This window comes from Rahnella sp. ATs2 (assembly GCF_051851855.1).
Lineage (GTDB): Bacteria > Pseudomonadota > Gammaproteobacteria > Enterobacterales > Enterobacteriaceae > Rahnella > Rahnella variigena.
The window spans coordinates 1-25,440 of sequence record NZ_JBLYPL010000036.1; the positions used below are offsets into that span (position 1 = coordinate 1).

General features: G+C 51.6%; 22 protein-coding genes. 12 read left to right on the top strand and 10 right to left on the bottom strand.

The window, feature by feature from the left end; all coding sequences use genetic code 11:
• Positions 1-159 precede the first annotated feature (159 nt).
• Positions 160-1,818, bottom strand: coding sequence for a glucan biosynthesis protein D (locus ACJY2G_RS24455; protein WP_112289271.1), 1,659 nt, complete (start codon positions 1,816-1,818; stop codon positions 160-162).
• Positions 1,819-2,214: 396 nt separating this feature from the next.
• On the opposite strand from ACJY2G_RS24455, the gene ACJY2G_RS24460 reads away from it, so the two are divergent.
• Complete coding sequence (locus ACJY2G_RS24460) at positions 2,215-3,603, top strand: CoA transferase (protein ID WP_439292289.1); 1,389 nt, start codon at positions 2,215-2,217, stop codon at positions 3,601-3,603.
• A gap of 5 nt (positions 3,604-3,608) precedes the next feature.
• On the opposite strand, the gene ACJY2G_RS24465 is transcribed toward ACJY2G_RS24460, so the two are convergent.
• Positions 3,609-4,460, bottom strand: a complete 852-nt coding sequence (locus tag ACJY2G_RS24465; RefSeq protein ID WP_439292290.1) for an AraC family transcriptional regulator — start codon at positions 4,458-4,460, stop codon at positions 3,609-3,611.
• 265 nt (positions 4,461-4,725) lie between these two features.
• Between ACJY2G_RS24465 and ACJY2G_RS24470 the strand changes: the two genes are divergently transcribed.
• From ACJY2G_RS24470 to ACJY2G_RS24490, 5 genes are all read left to right on the top strand, one after another.
• The gene (locus ACJY2G_RS24470) at positions 4,726-6,564 is read left to right on the top strand and encodes a DUF2264 domain-containing protein (protein WP_439292291.1); all 1,839 of its coding nucleotides are present in this window, start codon (positions 4,726-4,728) and stop codon (positions 6,562-6,564) included.
• A gap of 27 nt (positions 6,565-6,591) precedes the next feature.
• Positions 6,592-7,875, top strand: coding sequence for an oligosaccharide MFS transporter (locus tag ACJY2G_RS24475; protein ID WP_439292292.1), 1,284 nt, complete (start codon positions 6,592-6,594; stop codon positions 7,873-7,875).
• Positions 7,876-7,934: 59 nt separating this feature from the next.
• Positions 7,935-9,125, top strand: a complete 1,191-nt coding sequence (locus ACJY2G_RS24480) for a glycoside hydrolase family 88 protein (RefSeq protein WP_439292293.1) — start codon at positions 7,935-7,937, stop codon at positions 9,123-9,125.
• A gap of 390 nt (positions 9,126-9,515) precedes the next feature.
• Positions 9,516-10,130 (top strand): transcriptional regulator RcsA, encoded by a 615-nt coding sequence (gene rcsA / locus ACJY2G_RS24485; RefSeq protein ID WP_112289265.1) that lies wholly within the window; start codon positions 9,516-9,518, stop codon positions 10,128-10,130.
• Between the two features lie 241 nt (positions 10,131-10,371).
• On the top strand, positions 10,372-12,072 hold the full coding sequence (locus ACJY2G_RS24490; RefSeq protein WP_439292294.1) for a methyl-accepting chemotaxis protein: 1,701 nt from the start codon (positions 10,372-10,374) through the stop codon (positions 12,070-12,072).
• Between the two features lie 99 nt (positions 12,073-12,171).
• Here the strand turns inward: ACJY2G_RS24490 and dsrB are convergent, their stop codons facing one another.
• The 6 genes from dsrB to ACJY2G_RS24520 all read right to left on the bottom strand — a co-directional run bounded on the left by dsrB (position 12,172) and on the right by ACJY2G_RS24520 (position 17,201).
• The gene (dsrB, locus tag ACJY2G_RS24495; protein ID WP_112289263.1) at positions 12,172-12,369 is read right to left on the bottom strand and encodes a protein DsrB; all 198 of its coding nucleotides are present in this window, start codon (positions 12,367-12,369) and stop codon (positions 12,172-12,174) included.
• A 434-nt stretch (positions 12,370-12,803) separates the two neighbouring features.
• Positions 12,804-13,013 carry a transcription antiterminator/RNA stability regulator CspE gene (gene cspE / locus ACJY2G_RS24500; RefSeq protein ID WP_013575246.1) on the bottom strand — a complete coding sequence of 70 codons (210 nt, stop codon included), beginning with the start codon at positions 13,011-13,013 and terminating at the stop codon, positions 12,804-12,806.
• Positions 13,014-13,311: 298 nt separating this feature from the next.
• Positions 13,312-14,187: an ion transporter gene (locus ACJY2G_RS24505; protein ID WP_129638748.1), complete on the bottom strand. Its 876-nt coding sequence runs from the start codon at positions 14,185-14,187 to the stop codon at positions 13,312-13,314.
• 149 nt (positions 14,188-14,336) lie between these two features.
• The gene (locus tag ACJY2G_RS24510) at positions 14,337-14,675 is read right to left on the bottom strand and encodes a hypothetical protein (protein WP_112289261.1); all 339 of its coding nucleotides are present in this window, start codon (positions 14,673-14,675) and stop codon (positions 14,337-14,339) included.
• Positions 14,676-14,922: 247 nt separating this feature from the next.
• On the bottom strand, positions 14,923-15,984 hold the full coding sequence (locus tag ACJY2G_RS24515; protein WP_439292295.1) for an NAD(P)-dependent alcohol dehydrogenase: 1,062 nt from the start codon (positions 15,982-15,984) through the stop codon (positions 14,923-14,925).
• 206 nt (positions 15,985-16,190) lie between these two features.
• Positions 16,191-17,201: an AI-2E family transporter gene (locus tag ACJY2G_RS24520; protein WP_112289259.1), complete on the bottom strand. Its 1,011-nt coding sequence runs from the start codon at positions 17,199-17,201 to the stop codon at positions 16,191-16,193.
• Positions 17,202-17,388: 187 nt separating this feature from the next.
• On the opposite strand from ACJY2G_RS24520, the gene ACJY2G_RS24525 reads away from it, so the two are divergent.
• The 4 genes from ACJY2G_RS24525 to ACJY2G_RS24540 all read left to right on the top strand — a co-directional run bounded on the left by ACJY2G_RS24525 (position 17,389) and on the right by ACJY2G_RS24540 (position 21,057).
• Positions 17,389-18,048: an epoxyqueuosine reductase QueH gene (locus tag ACJY2G_RS24525; RefSeq protein WP_120163425.1), complete on the top strand. Its 660-nt coding sequence runs from the start codon at positions 17,389-17,391 to the stop codon at positions 18,046-18,048.
• A gap of 338 nt (positions 18,049-18,386) precedes the next feature.
• Complete coding sequence (locus ACJY2G_RS24530) at positions 18,387-19,076, top strand: DUF969 domain-containing protein (protein ID WP_112289257.1); 690 nt, start codon at positions 18,387-18,389, stop codon at positions 19,074-19,076.
• Complete coding sequence (locus ACJY2G_RS24535; protein WP_120163426.1) at positions 19,073-20,023, top strand: DUF979 domain-containing protein; 951 nt, start codon at positions 19,073-19,075, stop codon at positions 20,021-20,023. The genes ACJY2G_RS24530 and ACJY2G_RS24535 overlap by 4 nt, the downstream gene beginning before the upstream one ends.
• An 11-nt stretch (positions 20,024-20,034) precedes the next feature.
• Complete coding sequence (locus ACJY2G_RS24540; protein ID WP_439292296.1) at positions 20,035-21,057, top strand: DUF2891 domain-containing protein; 1,023 nt, start codon at positions 20,035-20,037, stop codon at positions 21,055-21,057.
• A 16-nt stretch (positions 21,058-21,073) separates the two neighbouring features.
• On the opposite strand, the gene lpxA is transcribed toward ACJY2G_RS24540, so the two are convergent.
• Positions 21,074-21,862 carry an acyl-ACP--UDP-N-acetylglucosamine O-acyltransferase gene (gene lpxA, locus ACJY2G_RS24545; protein WP_439292300.1) on the bottom strand — a complete coding sequence of 263 codons (789 nt, stop codon included), beginning with the start codon at positions 21,860-21,862 and terminating at the stop codon, positions 21,074-21,076.
• 357 nt (positions 21,863-22,219) lie between these two features.
• Between lpxA and ACJY2G_RS24550 the strand changes: the two genes are divergently transcribed.
• Positions 22,220-23,851, top strand: coding sequence for a phosphoethanolamine transferase (locus tag ACJY2G_RS24550; protein ID WP_439292297.1), 1,632 nt, complete (start codon positions 22,220-22,222; stop codon positions 23,849-23,851).
• 36 nt (positions 23,852-23,887) lie between these two features.
• Here ACJY2G_RS24550 and ACJY2G_RS24555 read toward each other — a convergent pair whose 3' ends face one another.
• Positions 23,888-24,784 (bottom strand): LysR family transcriptional regulator, encoded by an 897-nt coding sequence (locus ACJY2G_RS24555; protein ID WP_159282123.1) that lies wholly within the window; start codon positions 24,782-24,784, stop codon positions 23,888-23,890.
• A 144-nt stretch (positions 24,785-24,928) separates the two neighbouring features.
• On the opposite strand from ACJY2G_RS24555, the gene ACJY2G_RS24560 reads away from it, so the two are divergent.
• Positions 24,929-25,438, top strand: coding sequence for a phenolic acid decarboxylase (locus ACJY2G_RS24560; RefSeq protein ID WP_167459668.1), 510 nt, complete (start codon positions 24,929-24,931; stop codon positions 25,436-25,438).
• Positions 25,439-25,440 lie beyond the last annotated feature (2 nt).

Genomic DNA, 25,440 nt, shown 5'->3' on the forward strand with positions numbered 1-25,440 from the left:
ATGATCGGGGCTTTTTGTATTTTTATCAGTCACAGCTCCCCCAAATCATTCAAGCTGCAGGAAGGCGGCAAACGAACGAATCCCGATGAGCTGACTAAAGTCAGTGATTCGGGGGAGCGAATGCAGCCAACGCACCTGCGGCCTGAAGGATGACGGGGACTATTTCGTCATTTTACGATCGTCAATGTACTTGCGTTTTTCCGGCGCGGGCGGGAAATACTGATACAGCCAGGTTTCTGACAAGGCAGTCTGTCCGTTACGCAGGAACATACGCAGCTCAACCGGTGCGACAGAATCGCTGTCCGGATACCAGTCGAACAGAATGCGATAACCGTCGAACGGCTGCACATACAGAATCTCGATATTTTTGATTTTCCCGTGAGAGACGTTGATGACAGGCTCGATGCCTTTATCGGCAAACGCTTTCAGCTCGCCGCCAACGAAATCGATGGCAAAACGTCGCGCCCAGACCTGCGGATAGTTTTCGCCAGGAGCCCAGCCTTCCGGGAAACCGCCCATACCGGTACGGGTCGCCAGCACATTGGCCAGCGGGCTGCGGTGCGGCGGCTCAGAACTCCAGTACAGTTTGTAGCTGAAGCTGAACTCAGCGCCAGATTTCACCGGTTTTTCCGGCTGCCAGAAGCACACCACGTTATCCAGCGTTTCGCCGGTCGTCGGGATTTCCATCAGGTTAACCGCGCCCTTCCCCCAGTCTCCGACCGGTTCGACCCACAAACTCGGGCGTTTGTTATACCAGCCAATGACATCCTGATAATTGTCGAAATCATGGTCTAGCTGCAACAAACCAAACCCTTTCGGGCTGTTATCGCTGAATGCGTTGAACTGCAAACTCTGCGGGTTATTCAGCGGACGACAAATCCATTCGCCGTTGCCAGTCCACATTTCCAGACGATCTGAGTCGTGAATTTGCGGATGGATCGTATCGCAACGCCCGCGTTCACTGGTGCCACAGCTGAACATACTGGTCATCGGAGAAATACCCAGCTGTTTGATGTCCTCGCGGGCATGCAGGTGGTTTTCGATTTCCATCACCACGCGGGTCGGTTCGCAGTGGATCACGAATTTATAGGCCCCCGTGATGCTCATGCCGTCCAGCAGCGCATAAACGGTGAACGTGGTATCGCCGGGTTTCGGGGTATCAAACCAGAATGCAGTAAAATCCGGGAATTCCTCCGGCTGATCCGTGAAGGTATCCACCGCCACACCGCGCGCTGACAGGCCGTACTGGTAGGTATCATCCACCGCACGGAAATAACTGGCGCCGAGGAAAGACACCACGTCGCGACGCGTCAGTTCCGGCGCTTTGTTGACTTTAAAACCGGCGAATCCGAGGTTTGAGAAGCCTTCAAGCTGCTTTGTATCCACACCTGCATCGTGATAGTTGAACAGTTCAGGGCGGAAATGAATCTCACGCGCCATATGTTTTACCGGATCCACGGAATACATGCGCACACGGCGCTTAAAGCCCATACCGACGTGGAATAATTCCACATCCAGCTGGCGGTCCGGCAGACCATTCCACAGTGAATGCGCATGATCATACTGAATGGCGTTGTAAGCCTGCGGCGTCAGTTCAGCCAGCGTTTTAGGCAAGGGTTGAGGCGCGCCACCGTAGGGCTTGTCCGCCAAATCTTTCGCCATTTTTTTCAGCGCATTGAAATCAAACGGCAATTCGCCGCCGTCTGCCACATTCGCCTCTGCCGCTTCTGCGGAACGGGTGAACAGTGTGGACATTGCCGGCACACCACACCAGGCGGCGAGTGCCATAGATGCTTTAATAAATGCTCTTCGTTCCATGCCAGAATCGTTTCCTGTACTGGGCAAAAAATCTGGGGCTTCGTCACAAAAACGCAGTCCCCGCGTATTCAGAATTTTCGACCCTAAGGCTAACGTAAAATTCACAAGCCGAGTACAAGAAATTGAATGCATTCAGCTAATATTTCGCTTGAAAAAGTTAGCGCTTATGACTGCACTCATCCCCCGTATGGCACGGGTTGAGAGGGTTTTTGGAAACAAGGGATTGAGCCGTAAAGAATACCCTGTTTAAGGGAGATAACCGCAGAGGACTTTAGGAGCATTCTGTTACCGCAAAGTTGCAACTCACCCTGTGACAGTGTCACTCATTAATTTCCCACACCCTCTTATAGATGTTATAAATTTGTAAAGCAAAATTCCTCACAGCGGAGTTAACGCATGTCAGATGAACTTATCCAGAAGAAGGTCCGGGCGCTGTACGCTCAGCTCACCGGTGAGATTTCACTTTCCTGTTCACTTCATATTAATGGCGCCGGAAATCTGCCGTCTTATTATCCGGTCACCCCGCTGATCACCGCGTCCGTGGCATTAGCCGGAATGGCGCTGTCGCGGTTACTGGCACTCAGGCATGGCGGACATGAAACCGTGACCGTCGACCGGCGGCTGGCGTCGCTTTGGTGTAAAACCAGCATCAGGCCAGAAGGCTGGGAAATTCCACCCGCCTGGGACAGTCTGGCGGGTGACTACGCGACAGCAGATGGCTGGATCCGTTTGCATACCAATGCGCCTGCGCACCGCAAAGTGGTGGAAACGCTGCTCGGAAAGGCGCAAAGCCGCGAAGCACTGGCACAGCGGGTCATTATGTGGAAAAAGGCTGAACTGGAACAGGCCGTGGTGCAGGCGGGAGGATGCGCCGCGCAGATGCTCAGCCCGGATCAATGGCAGCAGCATATTCAGGGAAAATCCCTGCACAATGAGCCGTTGTTTCAGCGCTCTTTAACACCGGCAGCCATACTGCCGCAGTGGGCATTATCCCGTGAAAAACCGCTGGCAGGCATTAAGGTTCTGGATCTGACGCGGATCATCGCCGGGCCGGTCGCCACACGTTTTCTGGCTGGACTGGGTGCCGATGTGTTGCGTATCGATCCCTTCGGCTGGGATGAAACCAGTCAGGAAGCCGATGTCACTTTGGGTAAACATTGTGCGCGGCTCAATTTGCATAACCCGCAGGACCGGCACCGGTTCGAAGAATTATTACGTGACGCAGATGTGATTGTTCATGGCTACCGTGCCGGTGCGCTGCACAAACTCGGCTATGGCAGCGAGCAGCGTCGTGCTATTGCGGCGGGTCTGGTGGATGTCTGTCTGAACGCCTATGGCTGGAGCGGGCCGTGGCGCGAGCGCCGCGGTTTCGACAGTCTGGTGCAGATGAGTTGTGGCATTGCGCAACAGGGAATGAAGCTGTCGGGGAGCAATAAACCGGTGCCCCTGCCGGTTCAGGCGCTTGATCACACCACTGGTTATCTGATGGCCGCAGCCGTTTTGCAAGGTTTAGCCCAACGGGTGGAGACCGGTCAGGGCAGCGAATTCCGCCTGTCGCTGGCACGTACCGCCCGGGAACTGATGGAAAATGGCGCATCCGCCGCCAGCGACGAACCGCTGATAGGATCCGCAGAACAAGCCGACTTCTCAACGGAGGCGGAAATCACCGTCTGGGGCAATGCCCGGCGTTTGCTTGCGCCGGTCTGGCTGGAAAACACGTCGCTGCAGTGGGATTTACCGGCTTCACCGCTGGGTTCTTCCCCCGCTGGCTGGCGGTCAATGTGAGGATTTCACGGTAATAGTGAAAACGCCGCCTTGCGATATTGCAGCGGCGTTTTGCCGATCATTTTCTTGAAACGGGTGATGAAATACGGCGCATCAGAAAAGCCACATTCCAGCCCGATTTCCTCAACCGAACGGTCGGTTGAGCGCAGCAGTTCACAGGCGCGTTTTACCCGCCGCGTGGCGAGATAATCCTGAATCGAGCCGCCCGTTTCCTGCCCGAATACCCGTGATATATAGCTTTCTGAAAGACCCAGCGCAGCCGCAAGGTCTGCCAGTGAAAACTTCCGCACGTAATTTTCTTCGATCCATTGCATCACTTTCGAAGCCGTCGTGCGGCTGATGGTTTTCGGCTGCCCGTCTTCCGCAGGCATAAACACCATCAGTTGCAGGATAAGCATGGTGATTTCTTCCCATTGATCCGCCTGCGGTTCGGGCAACTGATTAAACTGTTCGAGGATCACTTCGATATGACTGGCATGATCGCTCAGGTCAAAAATAGGCGCGGCACGGTCGGCATCCCACAGACTGGCGAATCGCCTGCGGCGCTGCGGGAATGATTGCAGACAGCCATCCAGCAACTGATGATCGAGATGAATTGTGGTGCGCAGATATGCGTTCTTCTCGTCCGCTTCCACAAAAACTTTATGCAGTTTGAATGGCGGGAAGACAAACATCCGACCCGGTCGTAGCGTGTATTGCTGATTATCGACAATCACAATGCCGTAGCCCTGACTGACAAAAAGTAATTCCAGGCACTGATGCCAGTGAAAATAATTGGCGCTGCCGCGGCTCATCCGGTTAAAAGAAACCTGACGTTCGTTAAGGGCGATACGTTCGAGATAATCAGATGCGGGCATTCGGGTCGTTTCCTCGCAGTGTATTTTTGCGTCTTTTTTCTTCAGGACAACAAAACACAATTTTCAGTCTGTTTTTTATAATTTAAGCCCTTTTACCCGCCATTTAATAACCACAATTTTAAAAATCACGTCATTCTGTGAAGCAGTTAACAATCAGCACTTCTCACTTCTCTATATTTCAGTCTCGACGCAGAGAATTGAAATAATATTTCAAATTAATAAACCCCTATTTTCTGGTTCCCATTCAGTCACCGGGAGAACTTTGATGACCCTGAATATTGTGAATATCGATAATCCGTTGCGTACCCGCGACGATGTGCAGCAACTGCTTAATGAACTTCTCTCGGCGGTGTCGCCGTATACAGAAGAAGGTAAAAGCGGCATTGATTTGGGAAATTCCACCACGCATTACGGTAAAGAGGTTGCCAAAATGGAGGCGCTGTCGCGCATGCTGTGGGGGATTTTCCCGCTGCTGGCCGGTGGCGGCGAATGCGCAGATCTGCCCTTTTACCTGAATGCCATTCGCCTGGGTACCGACCCGCAGCATCCTCAATACTGGGGGAATATCCGCGATTTCGATCAGCGATGCGTAGAAATGGCCGCCTTCGGTGTCGGGCTGACGCTCCTTAATAAGCAACTCTTGCAGCATTTCACCCCGCAGGAACAGCAGAACCTGGCGGCGTGGCTGGATCAGGGGCGTGATGCGACGATTCCCAATAACAACTGGAATTTCTTCCCGATCATGGTGCAAATGGGCTTTAAGCAAAGCGGTCTGCCCTGGGATCAGGCTGCCGCAGGCGCCCGTTTTGAATTGATGGAAAGTTATTATCTTGGCGATGGCTGGTATTCCGATGGTCCGGGCCGTCCGCGTGATTACTACATTTCAATGGCGTTTCATTATTACGGACTGCTTTACGCACAAAATATGGCGGATGTGGATGCGCCGCGTGCCGCCATGCTTCGTGAACGTGCGCAGCGTTTCGCTCAGGATTTCATCACCATGTTCTCCGCAGAGGGTGCGGCCGTGCCTTTCGGCCGCAGCCTGACCTATCGCTTCGCCGAAGCGGCTTTCTGGAGCGCCGCCGCGTACAGCAAACTGGACGTTTTCACGCCGGGCATCATCAAAGGTGTGATCTTGCGTCATCTGCGGCACTGGCTGAAAGAGCCTATTTTTGACCGTGACGGCGTGCTCAGTATTGGTTATCACACGCCAAATCTGGTGATGGCCGAAGACTATAACGCGCCGGGTTCCCCTTACTGGGCGTGCAAACTGTTTCTGGTGCTGGCCCTGCCACAGGACGATGCGTTCTGGCAGGCCGATGAAGCGCCACTGCCGGAACTATCCCGCGCTCACTGCATTCCTCATGCCAGTCAGATCCTGACCCGCGATGCCGAAGGTGAGCATGTGGTGATGCTGACCTCCGGGCAGCTTGAGCTGAATAACTTTGTAAATACCGAAGCCAAGTACACCAAATTCGCCTATTCCAGCCAGTTCGGTTTCACACTGGATCGTGGCCGTTACGGGCTGAATCACGCCGGTTGTGATTCGATGCTGATGTTCTCTGAAGGCGACGGATATTTTCGCGGACGTCGCGACTGTGCCGAAACCCGCATCACCGGCTCGATGATTTATTCCCGCTGGCTGCCGTGGCATGACGTTTGCGTCCGCACCTGGCTTATTCCTTGCGGCGACTGGCATCTGCGGGTTCATCACATCGAAAATCAGCGTCCGCTTGATACAGCCGAAGGCGGATTTGCGGTCATTCAGGAACCTTCCACGCAAGCTGAATTCACCGGCGATCGCCGTGCGATAACGGTCACAGCACGTAACGGCATCAGCCGGATTGTCAGCCTGGAAAGTCACGCTGTGCGGGAAGCCGGTACGGTGATCACACCGCCGAACAGCAGCATTATGTTTGCCGAAACGGCGGTCATTCCGGTGCTGCAAAACAGCCTTCCCGCAGGTTCACACTGGCTGATCACCGCCGTATGTGCGTCGGCAACCGGTGATATCAGCAACAAAGACGTGCCGGAAGTCAGTCTGGAGGGTGCGCTACTGCGCTGGCAGTCTCCCGGCCACCGCGGCCAGATAACGTTAGGTTAACCGTCAGAGTCCGTTTCAGGAGTCACTATGAAAGCGATAAAAACTGCCAGTAAAACGGCTTACTATAAAATGAGCAGCTTTATATTCCTGTATTTCTTCACCTGGTCTTCAAGCTTCGGGCTGTATGCCCTGTGGCTCGGCCAAAAGGCCGGTCTGGACAGCGTCAGTATCGGCACGGTGTTTGCCATCAACGGCGTATTCGCGGTGATCATGAAGCCGGTTTATGGCTACATCATGGACAAAATCGGCATGAGCAAATCCCTGCTCTATTTTGTCGTGCTGGTTTCCGCGCTGATGGCGCCGTTCTTTATTTACATTTATCAGCCCCTGCTGGAAAGCCATCTGATGCTTGGGATTATCGCCGGTGCGCTGTATCTGAGCCTTGGCTGGTACGCCGGTGTGGCGGCTTCTGAATCTTACGCCGACCGCTTCAGTCGCCTGTACCACATGGAATTCGGTCAGGTGCGTATGTGGGGCTCGCTCGGCTGGGCGCTGGCGGCCTCGTTTTCCGGCTTACTGTTTAATCTTTCTCCGGCCTGGAACTTCGGTCTGAGCAGCGCCACGTCGCTGGTGATGTTAGCGGTTCTGCTGTCGCTGAAAATTGGTGATGAAGAACTCAAAAATAACGACGTGATTTCTGCGCAAAAAATCGTGTTCAGCGACGTTATTTTGCTGCTCAAAAACCGCAAATTCTGGATGTTCTCAATGTATGTCGCGGGCGTGGCGTGGATGATGTTTGTCGCTGAACAGCAGTTCTCACGCTATTTCGTCACCTTCTTCGACACCAAAGAGCAAGGCAATGCCTGGTACGGATATCTGAGCACCGTGCAGTCCGGTCTGGAATTCCTGATGATGATGGTGATCCCTTTCCTGGCTAACTATTTCGGTGCCAAGAAAGGCCTGCTGCTGGTGGGCGCAGTAGTGGGAATACGTCTGATCGCTTCCGGACTGACCAGCGATCCGCTACTTATTTCGATTATCAAACCGTTCTACGGGCTGGAAATCGCCCTGCTGCTGGTATCGGTATTCAAATATATCGCTGAGCATTTCAGCAAACGCGTCAACGCCACCATGTATCTGCTGGGTTATCAGGCAATGATTTATGTTGGCTCAATCGTGGTCGCCCCGCCTGCCGGTTACTTCTATGACCGCATTGGTTTCGAACACACGTATCTGGTGATGGGCGGCATTGCACTGTGCTTCACGCTGATTTCTGCTTTCACGTTATCTGCCTGTCACAGCCTGCGTTCCGGCACGCCAGCCCCCGCAGAACCTGCCGAAAACAACGGCGAACTCGCGCCGCTGAAATGACCGACTGAAATCCATCCAATGACTCTAAGACACTTATTGCTCTGCAAAAGGGAGACGTTATGACGCTCAACATCACGAAAGAAAAGTTACTGCCCGTTGAACTTAACCAGCTGGACAGAATTGCTTTCGCGCAAAAATTACAACGGGCACGCCAGGTGGTGCTCAGTAAAATTTCCCGCAATCTGGATAAATTTGGCGATAAGTTTCCGGCAGAAACCTGCGAAAACGGCCACTACAAACTGACGGAGAATGTGGAGTGGACCACCAGTTTCTGGACCGGACAACTGTGGCTGGCGTATGAGATGACCGGCGACGACCGTTACCGGCTGGCGGCAGAAAAACAGGTGACGTCATTTGGTAACCGCATCGCTAACCGCATTGATACCGCCACGCACGATCTCGGTTTTCTCTACAGTTTGTCCTGCGTCAGCGCCTTTAAACTGACCGGCAATCGTCAGGCACGCGGATTTGCCCTGCTGGCGGCCGAAGCTCTGATGGAACGCTTCAATAGCAAAGCAAAAATCATTCAGGCATGGGGGGATTTAAAGGATCCGGAACAGGCCGGGCGCATGATTATTGACTGCAATATGAACCTGCCATTGCTCTACTGGGCAAGTGAACAAACCGGCGAACCTCGCTTTGCAGACGCGGCGAGCGCCCATGCGGAGCAGGCTGCGAAATATATTGTGCGCCCGGACGCGTCGACGTATCACACGTATTACATGGATACCGTGACCGGTGAACCGCGTTTCGGCAACACGCATCAGGGTTATGCGGATGATTCCTGCTGGTCTCGCGGTCAGGCCTGGGGCATTTACGGATTCCTTCTCAGCTACCGTTATACCGGTGATGAAGAACAGGTCGAGCTGTCACGCTGCCTGGCACATTATTTCCTTAACCGTCTGCCGGAAGATGATGTGTGTCACTGGGATTTGGCGCTGCTGGGCACCGATGCCGTCCGCGACAGTTCAGCCGCTGCCATTGCGGTGTGCGGCCTGCTGAGTCTGGCAACGACCCTGCCCGCCACGGACGACAAGCGCGCCTGTTATGAGGAAATGGCGCTTCGCATCATGGATTCACTGACTGAGAATTATCTGACCGGTGAGCAGGAAGATTGTGATGGTCTGCTTAAGCATTCTGTGTATCACATGGCGAGCGGTAAAGGCGTGGATGAGTGTTGCAGCTGGGGCGATTATTTTTATGTTGAAGCCCTGACGCGCCTGACCCAGTGCTGGCAATCCTACTGGTAATCACAGTGACGCAGCGCTGACACGCTGCGTCCGCTTTTGTTGCCATTTTTCATTCGTGAATTGTTTTTAAGCATAAGCAGCATCATCATCTCCCTGCGAAGTGTTGCAGAGTGTTACTGTAACACACCTGTTATTAAGCCTTTCTTCTATGTCCTTACATCCATTAAGAATAATCCGAATTAGTTTCCTTTTTTTGTTCAGTTACAAAGTTAATCCTGACATAAACCAAATTAATCAAAAACCTCCCTGTCCGTGAACAACAAAAAATAACACTTCCAACCGGTCAACTTTCATGCAAAAAGTAGAGTCAGCGCGCATTCTTTGCGCTTTGTGCTGACACCAAAGAATCCAATCATTATGCAGAACAAGGACGTCCTACGAGGACTTACTATGCAAACGATAATCTTGGATCCATGCCGGTATACCCGTCTGGGCTTGCAACAATTACTCACCAGCGAACAGGAAATCAGTTACGCCAGCAGTTTTGACCAGCTTCAGGCCGGATGCGTCAGACTCAAACCCTCTGTGGTGTTTATTAATGAGGATTGCATGTTGTCTCAGTCGCATAACAAAGAGCGGCTGGGTGAACTGATTACTGACTGCCCTGAAACGTTATTTTTTATCTTCATGTCGCGTACGCGTATTCATTTTGAAGAATATATTTTTGTTCGAAAGAACGTGATTATCACCTCGAAATCAATTAAGGCAGCAACGCTCCGTCAGTTACTGAATCATCCCTCACTGCCGCAGGCACAGGATCCGGCCAGTTGTGCGGCGCTGGATATCAGACCGGTGATGCTCAGCCGTTCAGAATCCGCCACGTTAAGAATGTGGATGTCAGGTAACGGAACGATTGAAATATCCGATAAGTTGCAAATCAAAACAAAAACGGTGTCTTCATATAAAGGAAATATTAAGCGGAAAATAAAGTCACCGAATAAACATATTATTTATCACGTTGTTCGTTTGTGTGACCAACTCACCAACGGAATATACGTTAATTAGCCTCTCTCCGGTCCCCGCTACAGGCTGTGTCTTGACGTAGCCTGTAGCGAACGCGATAAATCTGCAAAAATGCGATCTGCGCCACAAATATAAACTGAATACCTCCGCTCAAATGCCGATGAATCTTATTGGCGCTTTCTTTTCGTCACGGCAGGACTTGCCCGCTGGCAATGTCTACATCGCTGTTACTTACCGTCCGGAACCGACGGTATGCAGGATCAACAGAGCGGAATAAAATAATATGGATACTCCTACCCTTTCAGATTCCAGAACGTCTTTCATCAGCAATATTCGACTGATTACCCTGATTAGCCTGATCCTCACCGGGATCCTGTTTCTTTTCGCCATTTCCATCGGTACGTCCAGCTTCTTTCTTAAGCAAAGCAATGCCGCACTCGCGAATGCCACGCAGGAACTGCAAATTCGTCTGGCGCTTTCTAACAGTTCTAACCATCTGCGCACGGCGCGTTTGTTGCTGATCCAGGCCGCTGCTGCTGCCCGTGTCGGCGATCAGGATGTGTTTAATCAGAACCTGACTGACGCCGCCAGCCGGATTAAACAATCGCAGTCTTCTTTTGAGAGCTATATCAATCGCCCGAATAAAACAGAAAAGGATCTGGCGCTCGATGAGCCGCTGAAAAAAGCTTACAACGATTATCTGACCAAAGGCATGGCACCGATGCTGGAATCAGCCAAACAGGCGCATTTTGAAGAAGTCATTTCTCAGGAAGCAGAAACCGTGCGCAACCTCGATCTGGCCAACAACATACCGTTACTGGCTGCCATCGCCTATCGCACCGAAACCGCCAACGCCATTAATGACAAAGCCCAGCGTAACGCCGTTCTCGGTTATACGCTGATGGCGGGCGGCTTCCTGCTGGCGCTGGTACTGACCTTCATCACCTATCTGGTGATGCGCAAAGTGATCATTAATCCGCTTAACCGTCTGGTGACGCGTATTCAGAAAATTTCCGAAGGCGACCTGACTCAACCAGGTCAGAGCAATGGTCGCAATGAAATCGGTGTGCTGAGCAGCAATGTTGAGCAGATGCAGCACTCTCTGGCGTCCACGGTGCTGACCGTGCGTGAAGGTGCCGTGTCGATTTATCAGGGTTCAACGGAAATCGCTTCCGGTAACACCGATCTTTCCTCCCGCACCGAGCAACAGGCCGCTGCGCTGGAAGAAACCGCCGCCAGCATGGAACAACTGACCGCGACCGTGAAACAGAACTCGGAAAATGCCCATCACGCCAGCAAACTGGCCGCTGATGCTTCGCGCAAAGCGCAAAAAGGCGGCAGCATTGTGGAAGATGTGGTGACGACGATGGATAAAATTTCGCGCAGCTCATCCAAAATTGCTGAAATCACCAACGTGATTAACAGTATTGCCTTCCAGACCAATATTCTGGCGCTGAATGCCGCGGTGGAAGCCGCGCGGGCGGGCGAACAGGGCCGCGGCTTTGCCGTTGTCGCCAGCGAAGTGCGCAATCTGGCGCAAAGAAGTGCGCAGGCCGCGAAAGAAATTGAAACGCTGATTGAAGAATCCGTCGATTACGTGGGCGAAGGCTGCATTCTGGTCGGCGACGCAGGCGATACAATGTCTGAAATCGTCACCGCCGTCGGTCACGTTACGGACATCATGGGTGAAATCGCTTCCGCCTCTGACGAGCAAAGCCGCGGGATCAGTCAGGTCAGTCTGGCCGTGTCGGAAATGGACGGCGTCACTCAACAAAACGCCTCACTGGTGCAGGAAGCCTCTGCGGCGGCGGCATCGCTGGAAGAACAGGCTGCGCGTCTGACTCAGGCCGTCGCGGTATTTCGTCTTGAGGGCACCACTCAACGTGCTCCGGCAAAGCGCCAGCCAACGGTTCGCACCCTTTCCGCCCCGGACTCGCGTTCATCCAAACAGGCCAGCGAACAGCCTAACTGGGAAACGTTCTGATCCCGCAACATTGCTTTAAAAGACAGCCTTAGAAACAAAAACACCGGCGGCATTTGCCCCGGTGTTTTTTTATGCCGACAGCCTGTTTGCAGGCGAAGACTATTCGGTGCCTTCGCGCGGTTCGACGAATGTACCGTCTTTGCTGTCACCTTCATTGAAGAACCAGATGCCTGCCGGATAATCTTCCAGCGACACCAGATACATGATGCCTTCGTAAAACTCTTCAACGGCTAATACTTTACCCGGACGGCGTGGTCCACCGTCGGTTTTCACTGTCACAAGATCATTAACTTTCATCAGGTTATCCCATGGTTTTCAATTATGTTTATTGTAGTACAGACCGCCACACAAAAGCAGGTGGCGAGGGGAAAGTTAGCCTGAAAAGCAGAAAATAACCCTGCGGCACTTATTTGCATTTCCTTAACATATTTCGGCCAGAATCCTGACTTTGATATCCACTATACTGACAGCGTGCTCACCCCCGAGGGAGTACAACAATGAATGTCATAAGAAATATTTTTGCCCGCCACTATGCGGGCTTTTTTTTGTTCTTTTGCCAGCACCTTCCGGCAAAGCAGTTATTGCAGAGCAAACTCCGCCTTCTGCATCTGCAAATGACATCCTGACACAGGATCCATAAGCCAGATCGACAAACTACAGACGTAAAAAAACCCGCGCATGCGGGTTTTTGTTATCTTTACGTTTATCGCTGAAACAGCGGTAAAGCAAGATTAGATAGCGGTAACGTTAGCCGCAGACGGACCTTTAGCACCGTTCTCGATAGTGAACTGTACGTTCTGGCCTTCAGCCAGGGTCTTGAAACCTTGATCCTGGATAGCGGAGAAGTGTACGAACACATCTTTGCTGCCGTCAGCAGGAGTGATGAAGCCAAAGCCTTTAGACTCGTTAAACCACTTAACCTGACCTTTCATCATTGACATAGGAATTACCTTTTAAAAATAAATTTCGCCACCATGGGCATGTTATAGCCGGATTTCAGTCGTTACTTATGGAGGCACTAAGAAGGAAATTCGTCAGAGCAGGGTTATCATGGATAACGCTTTAAATTGGAACAACTTTACTCAGGATGTCGTGCATAAATAGGTCTGTACCACAGGCCGGTATGTATTTACTCATGACTGCCCTTTAATAGCAACTCTTTTTAATGCAATGGTGAGGTAAACCCCAAAAATAGTCGAAATACGTACCAGATAGTACAATCATTGAGCAGTTATCAGGCTATTTTTCAACAGGTTGGGAAGTATCGGCTTCAAGAACCGCTCCGCAATGCGCACAAAATTTTGCATCAATTTCATGTCTTGAATGCAGACAAATCTGACAAGAACGCGCCGCACGTCCTTTTTCCAACTCTTGTGACATATAAGCGGTCAAAATCCCGGTAGGAACGGCAATGATGGAATACCCGAGCAGAATAAGCACCGATGCCAGCATTCGCCCCAGCGCGGTATGTGGCGTGATATCACCGTAACCGACCGTGGTGAGCGTGACCACCGCCCAGTAAACTGAGGTTCCCAGTGAACTAAAACCGTCATTCCCCCCTTCTACCGCAAACATCAGTCCGCCAAATAAACACAAGATGATCGCCACAAACCCGAAGAAGATGCCCAGTTTACGTCGCGCGCGCATCAGGCTGCGCCACAAGAGCCCGGCATCACTCATATAGCGCAGCAATTTGAGCACCCGAAGTACCCGCAGGACTCTCAGCAGACGTACCAGCACCATCAGATTCGTTGACAACGTGAGCGACGGTATCAACCAGATGATATACATCGGCAACACAGTACAAAGGTCGACAATCCCAAAAAAGCTCAACGGGTAGCGAGTTTTTCGTGGTGAGGAAATCAACCGCAGCAAGTATTCCACCGTAAACACGGCGGTGAACACCACTTCCATCAGGCCAAGCTGTAGCAATATCTTCGGCGAATTGGGGAAGAGATCACTTGCGCTCGACTCAATGAACAAAGAAATGACACTCAGCAGCGAGATAACAATCCAGAAGGTTTCCATCCGGCGACCGCTGCGTGTGCGGTGATCAAATAAAAGGGCATAACATCTGCGTCGTGCTGACGCGAAATAGCGGTAATCCTGAGACATAAACGACACCAGCAAAAGGAGTTAAGGCAAGAATAGACGCTTTTAGACGCCGCGCCTATGGGTGAGAAAGTCCAAAAAAAAGCCGGTCACATATTGTCTTTACAAGACACGGTGACCGGCGTTTTACAGCACGAATGTTGCGTGCTGGATTAATCCATGAGCTCTGAAACTGCATTACGGACATAAGCCGTAATTTGCGCGACGTCTTCCGCGTCAGCACTGCCACCGCCGATTGACCGCACGGTATTCTCCAGATGGCCGATATCCTGTTCGACTTTCTTCGCAATCTGCACTTTAACAATCGTGTCGACAGAAGAAATAAAAGCCCGCATCACGGCTTTCAGGGCGAAAATCTCACCGAAAGAATCGTACGCAGGTTTGTCCGCAGCGGTTGGTTGCGCTGCACGTGGCGGCAGGTCTTTCAGCCTGTCCACATGTTCAATCATCAGATCCATGTCTCTGATGAGTTCATCAAAACTCTTAGCCACTGGTTTTCCTTCGCCCGGCGAAAGGCAGCAGGATACCACCGCGCTTTCAAGCCGAGAAGTCACAGAAACGTGTAAAGAGTAAATTTCGCCACAATGCGCCTGCCCTGCTGATTTAACTCAATATTCAGGACAGACGCATTAGGTCGCTATTTAGCCAATATTGCTAGTCAACGCGTAATAAAGGCTATTCAGCGTGCAATACACGCTATCCAATGCGCAATACACGCGTTTCAATGCGCAATAAAAGTTAACCGGCGTTTTTCAGTGAAGCCATATCAACAACAAAGCGGTATTTCACGTCGCTTTTCAGCATACGTTCGTAAGCGCCGTTGATATCCTGCATGTCGATCATTTCCACATCACAGGAAATGTCATGCTCAGCACAGAAATCCAGCATTTCCTGGGTTTCCGCGATACCGCCGATCAGGGAGCCGGCAACGGTTTTGCGGCCCATGACCAGTTTACCGCTGTGCAGCGCAGGTTCGATTGGCTCGATCAGGCCAACCAGAATATGCGTACCATCACGCTTGAGGGTTTCCAGGTACGGATTCAGGTCGTGCGGGTTAGGTACCGTGTCCAGAATAAAGTCGAAGTGACTTTTCACTGCGGCCATTTGTTCTGCGTCGGTAGACAACACTACGTGGTCAGCGCCCAGACGGTAAGCTTCCTGCTCTTTGCCTTTAGAACGGGTGAATAACGTCACATCCGCACCCAGCGCTTTAGCGAATTTCAGGCCCATGTGACCTAAACCCCCTAAACCAACAACCGCGACTTTATGGCCTTTACCCACTTTCCAGTGCTTAAGCGGAGAGTAAGTGGTGATACCGGCACACAGCAGCGGTGCGGCAGATTTGATATCCAGCTTTTCAGAAACGCGCAGTACGAATTTTTCTGAAACTACGATTTGTTCAGAATAACCGCCATAAGTCATCATGTTATCATGACGATCATGGCTGTTATAGGTCATGGTAGCGCCTTCTTCACAGTACTGTTCCAGGCTTTCTGCGCAGGACTCACAGTGCTGACAAGAATCGACCATACAACCCACACCGACGGTATCGCCGACGTTGAAGCCTTTTACTTTCGCGCCAACGTGTTTAACGCGACCGATAATTTCATGGCCCGGAACCATCGGATAAATGCTCTGATGCCATTCGTTACGAGCCTGGTGGATGTCTGAGTGACACACGCCACAGTAAAGAATGTCGATCACAACGTCGGTATCACGCGGGTCACGGCGAACAAAGTTATGAGGCGCGAGAGGCGCATCCGCTGAATGTGCAGCGAAACCACGAACGTTAAGCGTCATTTTTTTCTCCTGGTAGGCAAACGGAATACTTCATGCCCGCACGAACTGCAGGCACCAGGAAATTATGCGGGTTTTAGATGACAAACAGATATAACGATTCTCGCTATTGCTTGCCTGAATCTGTTTTTTTCAGGATTTTTTGAAAGGATTGTACAGTGACTAAACAGTGGCGCCCTGCAGGCAAAGCGCCATGTTTTCAGAAAGGATTAAATCAGACCCGCTTCTTTCAGTTCGCTTTTCATGTACGCGTAGTAGATAGGTGCGGCCACGACGCCGGGGATACCAAACGCAGCTTCAAAGACCAGCATAGCCAGCAGAACTTCCCATGACTTCGCCTTAATACGGCTGCCAACAATACGCGCATTCAGGAAGTATTCCACCTTGTGAATGATGATCAGATACGCCAGAACCAGCGCGCCGACCCACAATGAAAGGGAAAGACCGACGATGAAAATCAGCGTGTTAGAAATAAGATTACCGATCACCGGTAGCAATCCGCACACGAACGTCACCACCACCAGCGTTTTCGCCAGCGGCAGATGAATGCCGAACAGCGGTAAAATCCCGAACAGAAAAATACCGGACAAAACGGTGTTGATCAGAGAAATCTGGAACTGAGCAAACACAATATTGCGGAAGGCTTCGCCCAGCAAACGCATCCGCTGCAACAGTTCCTTTTTCAGCGGCGCGTGATGTTCGCCGTGATTCGGTTGCTGAAGCGAAATAATCGCGCCGAGGATCATGCCGATAATCATCGTCAGAAACACATGTGCCGCGTTCTTGCCGAAAGCCTGAATCATCACAATATGCTCGCGTAACCATTGCAGGAAACTGCGCTGTAACTCTTCAATATTGGCGGGCAGATAATGCAGCAATACCGGCGACAGACGGCTCTGTGCGTCGGAAAGCAAACGCGACACCATGGCGTTAAAGGCCACCGGATTTTTCATATCTTCCATCAGAAAATCGGCAATACCGGCAATCGCCACCGTCAGGAAACTGACGACCAGCGTACCGATAACCGCGACCACAACCCAGCGGGCACGTTCTCCGCTGATGATTTTCTGAAAGTACGGCGTCAGGGCGTTGATGAGTTCAAACACTAAAAAACCGGCAATAAAACATGCCAGTAAATGAAGAGGAAGAATCAGTAACAGCCCGCCCATCACAATCAACACACTGAGCCAGCGAATTTGATTCGATCTCATAATCTGCATTACCTGTTTCCTTAAAATCTCTGTGTAGCGGGCTGCGCCCTGCAATCATCCTTATCATAGCACTGAACAATACACCGCCCTTCTACGCAAGCGTAAACCCGCAAGAAAATTTTGACAGTCACGCTGGGTTCTCTATGATCGGAGCGTATTAATAGATAAAGAAAATCCTACATTCTGGTGAATAACAATGTCTGAACTCATCCGCGAAAAGCTCACACTCCCTGAAGGTCACGATAAATTGCTGCTGCACTCCTGCTGTGCGCCCTGTTCAGGTGAAGTGATGGAAGCCATTCAGGCGTCAGGTATCGATTATACAATCTATTTCTACAACCCGAATATTCACCCGCAGAAAGAATATATGCTGCGCAAAGAAGAAAATATGCGTTTCGCTGAGCAGCATGGCATTCCATTTATTGATGCAGATTACGACACCGATAATTGGTTTGAGCGCGCTAAAGGAATGGAAAATGCGCCTGAGCGCGGCGAGCGTTGCACCATGTGTTTTGATATGCGCTTTGAACGCACGGCGCTTTATGCCTGGGAAAATGGTTTCAGTGCCATTACCAGTTGTCTGGGTATTTCGCGCTGGAAAGATATGAAACAAATTACCGGCTGCGGCGAACGTGCGGCCGCGCCTTATCCGGGCATGGTGTACTGGGATTATAACTGGCGTAAAAAAGGCGGTTCAGCGCGAATGATTGAAATCAGCAAGCGCGAGCGTTTTTATCAGCAGGAATACTGCGGATGCGTTTACTCCTTACGTGACAGCAACTTACACCGTAAATCGCAGGGGCGCGGACTCATCAAACTCGGCGTGAAATATTACGGCGACGAGGACGACGAATAACCGCTTTTCTCTTTCCTGTCCTTCCTGCAAACCCGGCCTGAGCGCCGGGTTTATTATTCTGCTATTTCTCCCCTCACCTGTCAGATACACCAGATAAAAATCTGCCGTTAGTTATTTATATTGCAGGATTAATTCACTGCATTATTTAACCATTCCCCTGTGAGATTTTTCGCATTTTTTCCATCTTGCGTTCAGTCATCACGCTTGTTACTTTCCGCTTCACGCATTTTTTATGCGAATTAGATCTATGTAATTACACAGGGTTATTACCGGTGTATTCACCAGGCAGAGAACCATCAAAAATATAAAACAAACACAACAACATTGAGGGACACACCATGTGGGTTTTAATTGGTATTCCGATCGTCGTGCTGGGATTCGCACTGCGGTTTAATCCATTATTAGTGGTCACCGTCGCCGGTATTTCAACCGGGCTGGCGGGCGGTATGCACACCGTTGAGATTATCAGCGCTTTCGGCAAAGCCTTTACCGATAACCGTTATATGGGCCTGATCTGGCTGACGCTTCCTGTGATTGCCATTCTTGAGCGCAGCGGCCTCAAGGAACAGGCGCGGCATCTGATTTCGAAAGTCCACGCTGCCACCACCGGCCGTGTGCTGATGTTGTATTTCTTCCTGCGCCAGATGACCGCTGCGCTGGGGCTCAATTCTCTTGGCGGCCACGCGCAGATGGTTCGCCCGCTGATTGCACCGATGGCAGAAGCGGCGGCTACCACCAAATACGGTGATTTACCCAATGATGTGCGCCAGAAAATCCGTGCTCACGCCGCGGCGGCGGATAACGTTGCGGTATTTTTCGGTGAGGATATCTTCATCGCCGTGCAATCTATCCTGCTGATCAAAGGTTTTCTTGAGCAATACGGTATTAACGTTGAGCCCCTGCATCTTTCCGTCTGGGCAATCCCGACGGCCATCGCTGCGCTGATTATCCACTTTATTCGTTTGTGGCTGCTTGACCGCTCGCTGGCAAAACGTTTTGACGTTCATCACGGGAGCGCAGCGAAATGATCAGCTTACAAACCGTTTATATCCTTGCAGGACTGATGTTTTGTGCTTACGCCTTCTTTAACCTGCGCGATAAAAGCAACGCACGCCGTTACGTAAACGCGCTGTTTTGGGGCATTTACGGCATTACCTTCCTGTTTGGCGGCGAGTTACCGCATTTCGTCACCGGTTGCATGGCGATATTACTGGCCATTATTGCCGGTACCGGAAAACTCGGTAAAGGCAAAACCGATAACGATCAGCCGGAAATGGTAGAAAAACGTGAGGCGGGTGCGAAGCGTTTTGGCAACAAACTGTTTATTCCCGCCCTGCTGATCCCGATTGTGACCCTGATTGGCACCCTGACGCTGAAATATACGCCGCTGGTGGAAGCCAAAAACGTCACGCTGATTTCACTGGTGATCGGCACGCTGGTGGCGTTTATTGCTGCGCTGATCATGCTGCGCGATTCGCCGGTTAAGGCGATTAAAGCCGGCGGTCAGACGATGGATACCGTGGGCTGGGCGGCTATTTTGCCGCAAATGCTGGCCGCACTCGGCGCGTTGTTTGCACTGGCGGGCGTCGGCGGCGTGGTGTCTGAACTGGTGAAAAACATTATTCCGCTGGGATCTCCGCTGGCGATTGTTGTCGCTTATACCTTCGGCATGGCGCTGTTTACCATGATTATGGGTAACGGGTTCGCCGCATTCCCGGTGATGACAGCGGGTATCGGCTTGCCGCTCATCGTTAATCAACTGGGCGGAAACCCCGCGATTATGGGCGCTATCGGGATGTTGTCCGGTTTTTGCGGAACACTGATGACGCCAATGGCTGCGAATTTCAACATCGTTCCGGCGGCTTTACTTGAATTGCAGGATAAAAATGGCGTGATCAAAGCACAGTGGAAAACCGGCGTATTGCTGTTGCTGGTCAACACCGCCTTTATGTATCTCTTTGTGTTCCGTTTCTGATAAGGGAAAAGATGACAACGCAACCGACAACGACCCTGACGCCAGAAATGGCGTCCCGTTTTGCCTCGCTGGCGCTCAACCATTTAACACGCGAGTATCCCAATAAACTGATGCACGCCATGGGCAGCGCGGCGGATGCGCAGACTCCGCGTCAGCTGCATCCGATATTTTACGGCAGCTACGACTGGCATTCCTGCGTTCATGGTTACTGGCTGTTATTGCGCTTACTGAATCGCTTTCCTGAGCTGCCGGAAGCCGGAAAAATCATCAGCGTGGTGAACGAGCATTTCACCGCCGAAAACGTCGCGGGTGAGATGGCGTATCTGCAACAGCCGCAACATAACGGGTTTGAGCGTCCTTACGGCTGGGCGTGGTTTCTGGCGCTCACTCAGCAGTTGCATGAAATGGCATTGCCGCAGGCCGCAGGATGGGCCAAAACGCTGGCGCCGATGAGTCGCTTCTTTGAGAAAAGCTTCACTGACTTTCTGCCAAAAGCCACGTATCCGCTGCGCGTCGGCAGTCACTTTAATACCGCCTTTGCTCTGGCATTGACGCTCGATTATGCGCGCAGCGTTAAACATTCTGTGCTGGCATCAACCATCGAAGAAACGGCACTACGCTGGCATCTTGAAGATGTGCATTGTCAGGCGTGGGAACCAGGTGGTGATGAATTTCTTTCGCCTTCACTGATGGAAGCCGAACTGATGCGCCGCGTGTTACCTCGCGACGCCTTTGTCACCTGGTTCGGGCGTTTCCTGCCGGAACTGGCACACAGCCAGCCCGCGACGTTGTTCACGCCGGCGACCGTGACTGACCGCAATGATGGCAAAATCGGCCATCTCGACGGACTCAATCTCAGCCGGGCCTGGTGTCAGCGTTCGCTGGCGTCGGCGTTACCTGCGGGTGATCCGCGTGCGGCGCTCCTGCGCCAGACCGCCGAAGCGCATTTGCATAGCGCACTGGATCACCTCGACAGCACCTATATGGGCGAACACTGGCTGGCGACTTTCGCGCTGTTAGCCCTGGAAGCCTGACTGACCTTTCCTCCGTTCAGCGCACAACCCCGCGTGCTGAACGGAGGAAGAATTCATTGAAGTGGCACAGCAACGGATATTCAACACTCAGACGTCCGATCTCCAGTCTCACTTTTTCGACCGCCGCCTGCTGGTGATAAAGCAGGTCATACAGATAATGGATCACCTCGCGCACAGCGGGTTCCGCCTGCCTGAAGGCTCCGGCCTGTTCATTAATTCCTTGCGGCGATGCGCGGTTTCCACCCGCCTGAACATAAGGCGGCACATCCTGCACAACGCAGGAACCGGCCAGCAAACGGGCTCCCGTGCCAATAATGCAAAACTGATGCACCGCGCACATGGCTTCAATGCAAGTGTCATCTCCCAGCACAACGTGTCCGGCCAGTCCGCTGTTCTCGCCCATAAACGTGGCATTCCCTACCAGACAGTCATGGCCGATATGCACACCGCGCTCGAAAGTATTGTCATCACCGATACGGGTCAATCCCCCGCCCTGTGCGGTTCCCCGATGCAATGTCGCGTGGCGGCCGATCCTGTTGCGATTGCCAATTTCGAGCCAGGCAGGTTCTCCTGCATATTTCAGATCCTGACTGATTTCGCCAATCGAAGAGCCCATGCCGATCTGGTTATCTGACCCGATTTTCGTATTGCCGTTGATGACCGTATGCGAAGAAATAATGGTCCCTTCACCGATTTGCACACCGGCGGAAATAATACAAAAAGGCCCGATAACCACCCGCGGGCCGATAATGACATCCGATTCGATGATACTGCTGGCCGCGATGGTGGCCGAAGATGAAATCAACACAAACGTCCTTCTGACAGCCGGTAAGCCGCCAGTGGTGAATTAAACGTGTCAGGAGTAATCAGGGAAGGTCAAAATGAGCGGAAGAAACGCGCTCAGAAAGGCTTAAACGAAACGGTTTCTTATTGAACAGCGTCGCGCTATACCGCACAGGATAAGGGGTCTGGAGGAGAAAACTGGCTAACTATATTTTATTTATTTTCTGAACCTTTTCTAAAAACCCATCACGTTAAACATTTATGACACTCCCGTTAAGGCTTTCTTAAGCTTGAACTAATATGATTCCTGCCAATCATTTCTGCACGTTATGTTTGCCTCGCATTACGTTGGCTTTTTCACCCCTTTTGGGAGTTTGCATTGCGCTATTTATTGCCAAAAATCAGCTATTTCAAGCTGACCTTGCTCTTAACGCTGTACTTCACTTTTGTGGTCAACCTGCCGATTTTGCTGCACTTTTACCGCATTCTCCATGCGTTGCCGGCTTATAACCTGGCTTTTGCCCTGAGCATTCCTGTCGCCCTGTTTGCTGCACTGAACTTTGTGTTCACCCCTTTTAGCTTGCGGCCGTTGCTTAAGCCCTTCTTCATCATTGTGCTGCCGCTCAGCGCCCTCGCCAGTTTTGCCATGATGACCTTTCAGGTCGTTTTCGACCGAAGCATGATTGAAAACATTATCGAGACACAATCGGCTGAGGCGACGTCGTATCTCAATCTGAAGGTGGTGCTGTGGTTTGTGTTTACCGGCATCCTGCCCGCTGTTCTGTTATTCGTAACGCCGGTAAGCTATGAAAAGACCCGCCTGCGCCGTCTCGGTGTGCGTCTGATGTCGATGGTGATTTCACTGCTGGTAGTAGCGTCGATCGCCGGTGTTTTCTATAAAGATTATGCGTCTGTGGGGCGTAACAACCGCACGCTCAATCTGGAAATCGTCCCGACTAACTATCTGTACAGCGCTTTCCAGTACATGAATCACCGTTATTTCACGCCGAAAATACCGTTCCAGACGATTGGCAACGATGCAAAACTGGTACAACAGCCTGGCCAGAAACCGAATCTGGTCTTCCTGGTCGTGGGTGAAACCGCGCGGGCGAAAAATCAGTCGTGGAATGGTTATGGCAAACCGACTAACCAGTACACGCAGGCCATTGCGGATGTAGTGAATTTCAGCAAAATGACGTCATGCGGCACGGCGACGGCGATTTCCGTGCCGTGTATGTTCTCGAATATGAAACGCACCAGCTACGACGCTAACCGCGCCCGAAACAGCGAAGGCTTGCTGGATATCCTGCATAAAGCTGGCGTTTCCGTTTTCTGGAAAGATAACGACGAAGGCTGTAAAGGTGTCTGTGACCGCGTGCCAAACGTCATTATCCCGACTAAAAATGACGGCAAATATTGCGACGGCGACACCTGCTACGACATGGCGCTGATGCAAAATATCGATGAGGATATTAAAAACGACGGAAAAAATACCCTGATTGCCCTGCACCTGATTGGCAGTCACGGGCCGACGTATTCCAGACGTTATCCGCCGGAATTCCGTAAGTTCACGCCTGACTGTCCGCGCAGCGACATTGAAAACTGCACACAGGAACAGCTTGTGAATACCTACGATAACACCCTGCTCTACACCGATTATCTGGTGTCACAGGTCATTGAAAAAGCGAAGCAGTATCAGGACAAATACAATGTGGCGGTGATTTACCTTTCTGATCACGGTGAATCGCTGGGCGAAAACGGTCTGTATCTGCACGGCACGCCATACAGCGTGGCACCTGCGCAGCAGACACATGTTCCGATGCTGTTCTGGCTTTCCGATAATTATGCGAAAGCGCAGGGAATCGACATGCAATGCCTGAAAGACAATGCGGCGGACAAAGATGTCTCACAGGACAATCTGTTCCACACCGTGCTCAGCGCGATGAATGTACAGACGTCGGAGCGTGACCCACAGCTCGATATTCTTGCCGCCTGTAAAGCGTCTCGCTGACCGGGACAGCGTTATGAAACGATGTGCTGCCGGATTTCACGGCAGCAAACTGCACTCCTGCAGAATACTTTTCGCCAGCGCACTGACCGTCTGATCATAGCGCTGCGTTTCATCATCCAGCACCATATACAGCGACGTTTGCCTGACGGTTCTGGCTGACAGCATCAGGCGGCTGAGCAATCCGTTTTTCAGCGCGTTATCCACACTTTCCAGCGGCAGCCAGCCGTAACCGACACCCACTGTAATTGCTTCCAGCGCCGCACCGACCGTGGTGAATGTCCAGTGTGCCACCGTGCCTGCCGGATGTTTATCTTCAGGCGGCGCGTGACGGTCAGCGACGCTGATCAGCGGGAAACGCGCCAGATCCTGAGCGGTCAGCGGAGCGGGCAAAGACAACAGCGGATGATCGCTTTTCGCCACCGGAACAAAGTCCACATCCAGCAGAAAACGGCCATGGATTGCGTTTTCAGGTGCCAGCGTGGTGATGTACAAATCGGCCGATTGTTCACTGAGTTGTGCAAGGCTTTCCCCGCGTAAAATCTCAGTCAGATGCACCCGTGTATCCGGGAATTGCGACTGAAAGTGTTTAAGTGCGCGGAACAGTCTGTTTTTGGGAAACACGCTGTCGACCACCAGACTCAGCTCAGTGCGAACACCGTCTTTCAGCCCGGCAGCCCGATGTTCAAGCTGTAAAAATGCCGATATCAGCGGTGTTGCCTGCGCCAGTAAAGCGCGCCCCTGTTCGGTCAGCGTCGCCTTTCTGCCGTTAATTTCCAGCAAGGGTAAACCGATGCGTTCCTGTAACCCGCTCAGGGCATAACTGACCGAAGACTGACTGCGGTTGAGCACCGTTGCCGCCTGCGCGTAACTGCCCTGTTCAATCACCGTTTGTAACACCACCCATTGCTCCAGAGTGGTTCTTGGCAACGCCATATCGTGATCCCTTCAGAATAAAAACACATCTATATTTTAGATGATTTTCATCTGAAATCAGCGTTTTTCTATCAGTTTTTTAAGATGTAATATTCTTCTCAACGAAACGAAATGTTTCATTCCAATACTGAGTTAAGGAGAAATATCATGAGCACATTTGATAAACATGACCTGAGCGGTTTCGTTGGCAAACATGTGGTTTACACCTACGACAACGGCTGGAATTATGAAATCTACGTCAAAAACGCGCACACCCTGGATTACCGTATTCACAGCGGGCTGGTCGGCAACCGTTGGGTGAAAGATCAGAAAGCGTATATCGTGCGGGTAGCATCTGATGTGTACAAAATTTCCTGGACTGAACCGACCGGCACTGACGTCAGCCTGATTGTGAATCTGGGCGATAACGTGTTCCACGGCACCATTTTCTTCCCACGATGGGTGATGAATAATCCGGAAAAAACCGTCTGCTTCCAGAACGACCACATTCCGCTGATGAATTCTTACCGTGATGCGGGACCGGCGTATCCGACTGAAGTTATTGATGAATTCGCGACCATCACCTTCGTGCGTGATTGCGGTGCGGATAATGACACTGTGATCGACTGCGCAGCAAGCGAACTGCCAGCCAATTTCCCAGATAATCTGCGTTAATC

Coding starts and splice junctions, on each gene's coding strand:
- ACJY2G_RS24455 (WP_112289271.1), bottom strand. CDS start 1,818: ATGGAACGAAGAGCATTTATTAAAGCATCTATGGCACTCGCCGCCTGG.
- ACJY2G_RS24460 (WP_439292289.1), top strand. CDS start 2,215: ATGTCAGATGAACTTATCCAGAAGAAGGTCCGGGCGCTGTACGCTCAG.
- ACJY2G_RS24465 (WP_439292290.1), bottom strand. CDS start 4,460: ATGCCCGCATCTGATTATCTCGAACGTATCGCCCTTAACGAACGTCAG.
- ACJY2G_RS24470 (WP_439292291.1), top strand. CDS start 4,726: ATGACCCTGAATATTGTGAATATCGATAATCCGTTGCGTACCCGCGAC.
- ACJY2G_RS24475 (WP_439292292.1), top strand. CDS start 6,592: ATGAAAGCGATAAAAACTGCCAGTAAAACGGCTTACTATAAAATGAGC.
- ACJY2G_RS24480 (WP_439292293.1), top strand. CDS start 7,935: ATGACGCTCAACATCACGAAAGAAAAGTTACTGCCCGTTGAACTTAAC.
- rcsA (WP_112289265.1), top strand. CDS start 9,516: ATGCAAACGATAATCTTGGATCCATGCCGGTATACCCGTCTGGGCTTG.
- ACJY2G_RS24490 (WP_439292294.1), top strand. CDS start 10,372: ATGGATACTCCTACCCTTTCAGATTCCAGAACGTCTTTCATCAGCAAT.
- dsrB (WP_112289263.1), bottom strand. CDS start 12,369: ATGAAAGTTAATGATCTTGTGACAGTGAAAACCGACGGTGGACCACGC.
- cspE (WP_013575246.1), bottom strand. CDS start 13,013: ATGTCAATGATGAAAGGTCAGGTTAAGTGGTTTAACGAGTCTAAAGGC.
- ACJY2G_RS24505 (WP_129638748.1), bottom strand. CDS start 14,187: ATGTCTCAGGATTACCGCTATTTCGCGTCAGCACGACGCAGATGTTAT.
- ACJY2G_RS24515 (WP_439292295.1), bottom strand. CDS start 15,984: ATGACGCTTAACGTTCGTGGTTTCGCTGCACATTCAGCGGATGCGCCT.
- ACJY2G_RS24520 (WP_112289259.1), bottom strand. CDS start 17,201: ATGCAGATTATGAGATCGAATCAAATTCGCTGGCTCAGTGTGTTGATT.
- ACJY2G_RS24525 (WP_120163425.1), top strand. CDS start 17,389: ATGTCTGAACTCATCCGCGAAAAGCTCACACTCCCTGAAGGTCACGAT.
- ACJY2G_RS24530 (WP_112289257.1), top strand. CDS start 18,387: ATGTGGGTTTTAATTGGTATTCCGATCGTCGTGCTGGGATTCGCACTG.
- ACJY2G_RS24535 (WP_120163426.1), top strand. CDS start 19,073: ATGATCAGCTTACAAACCGTTTATATCCTTGCAGGACTGATGTTTTGT.
- ACJY2G_RS24540 (WP_439292296.1), top strand. CDS start 20,035: ATGACAACGCAACCGACAACGACCCTGACGCCAGAAATGGCGTCCCGT.
- ACJY2G_RS24555 (WP_159282123.1), bottom strand. CDS start 24,784: ATGGCGTTGCCAAGAACCACTCTGGAGCAATGGGTGGTGTTACAAACG.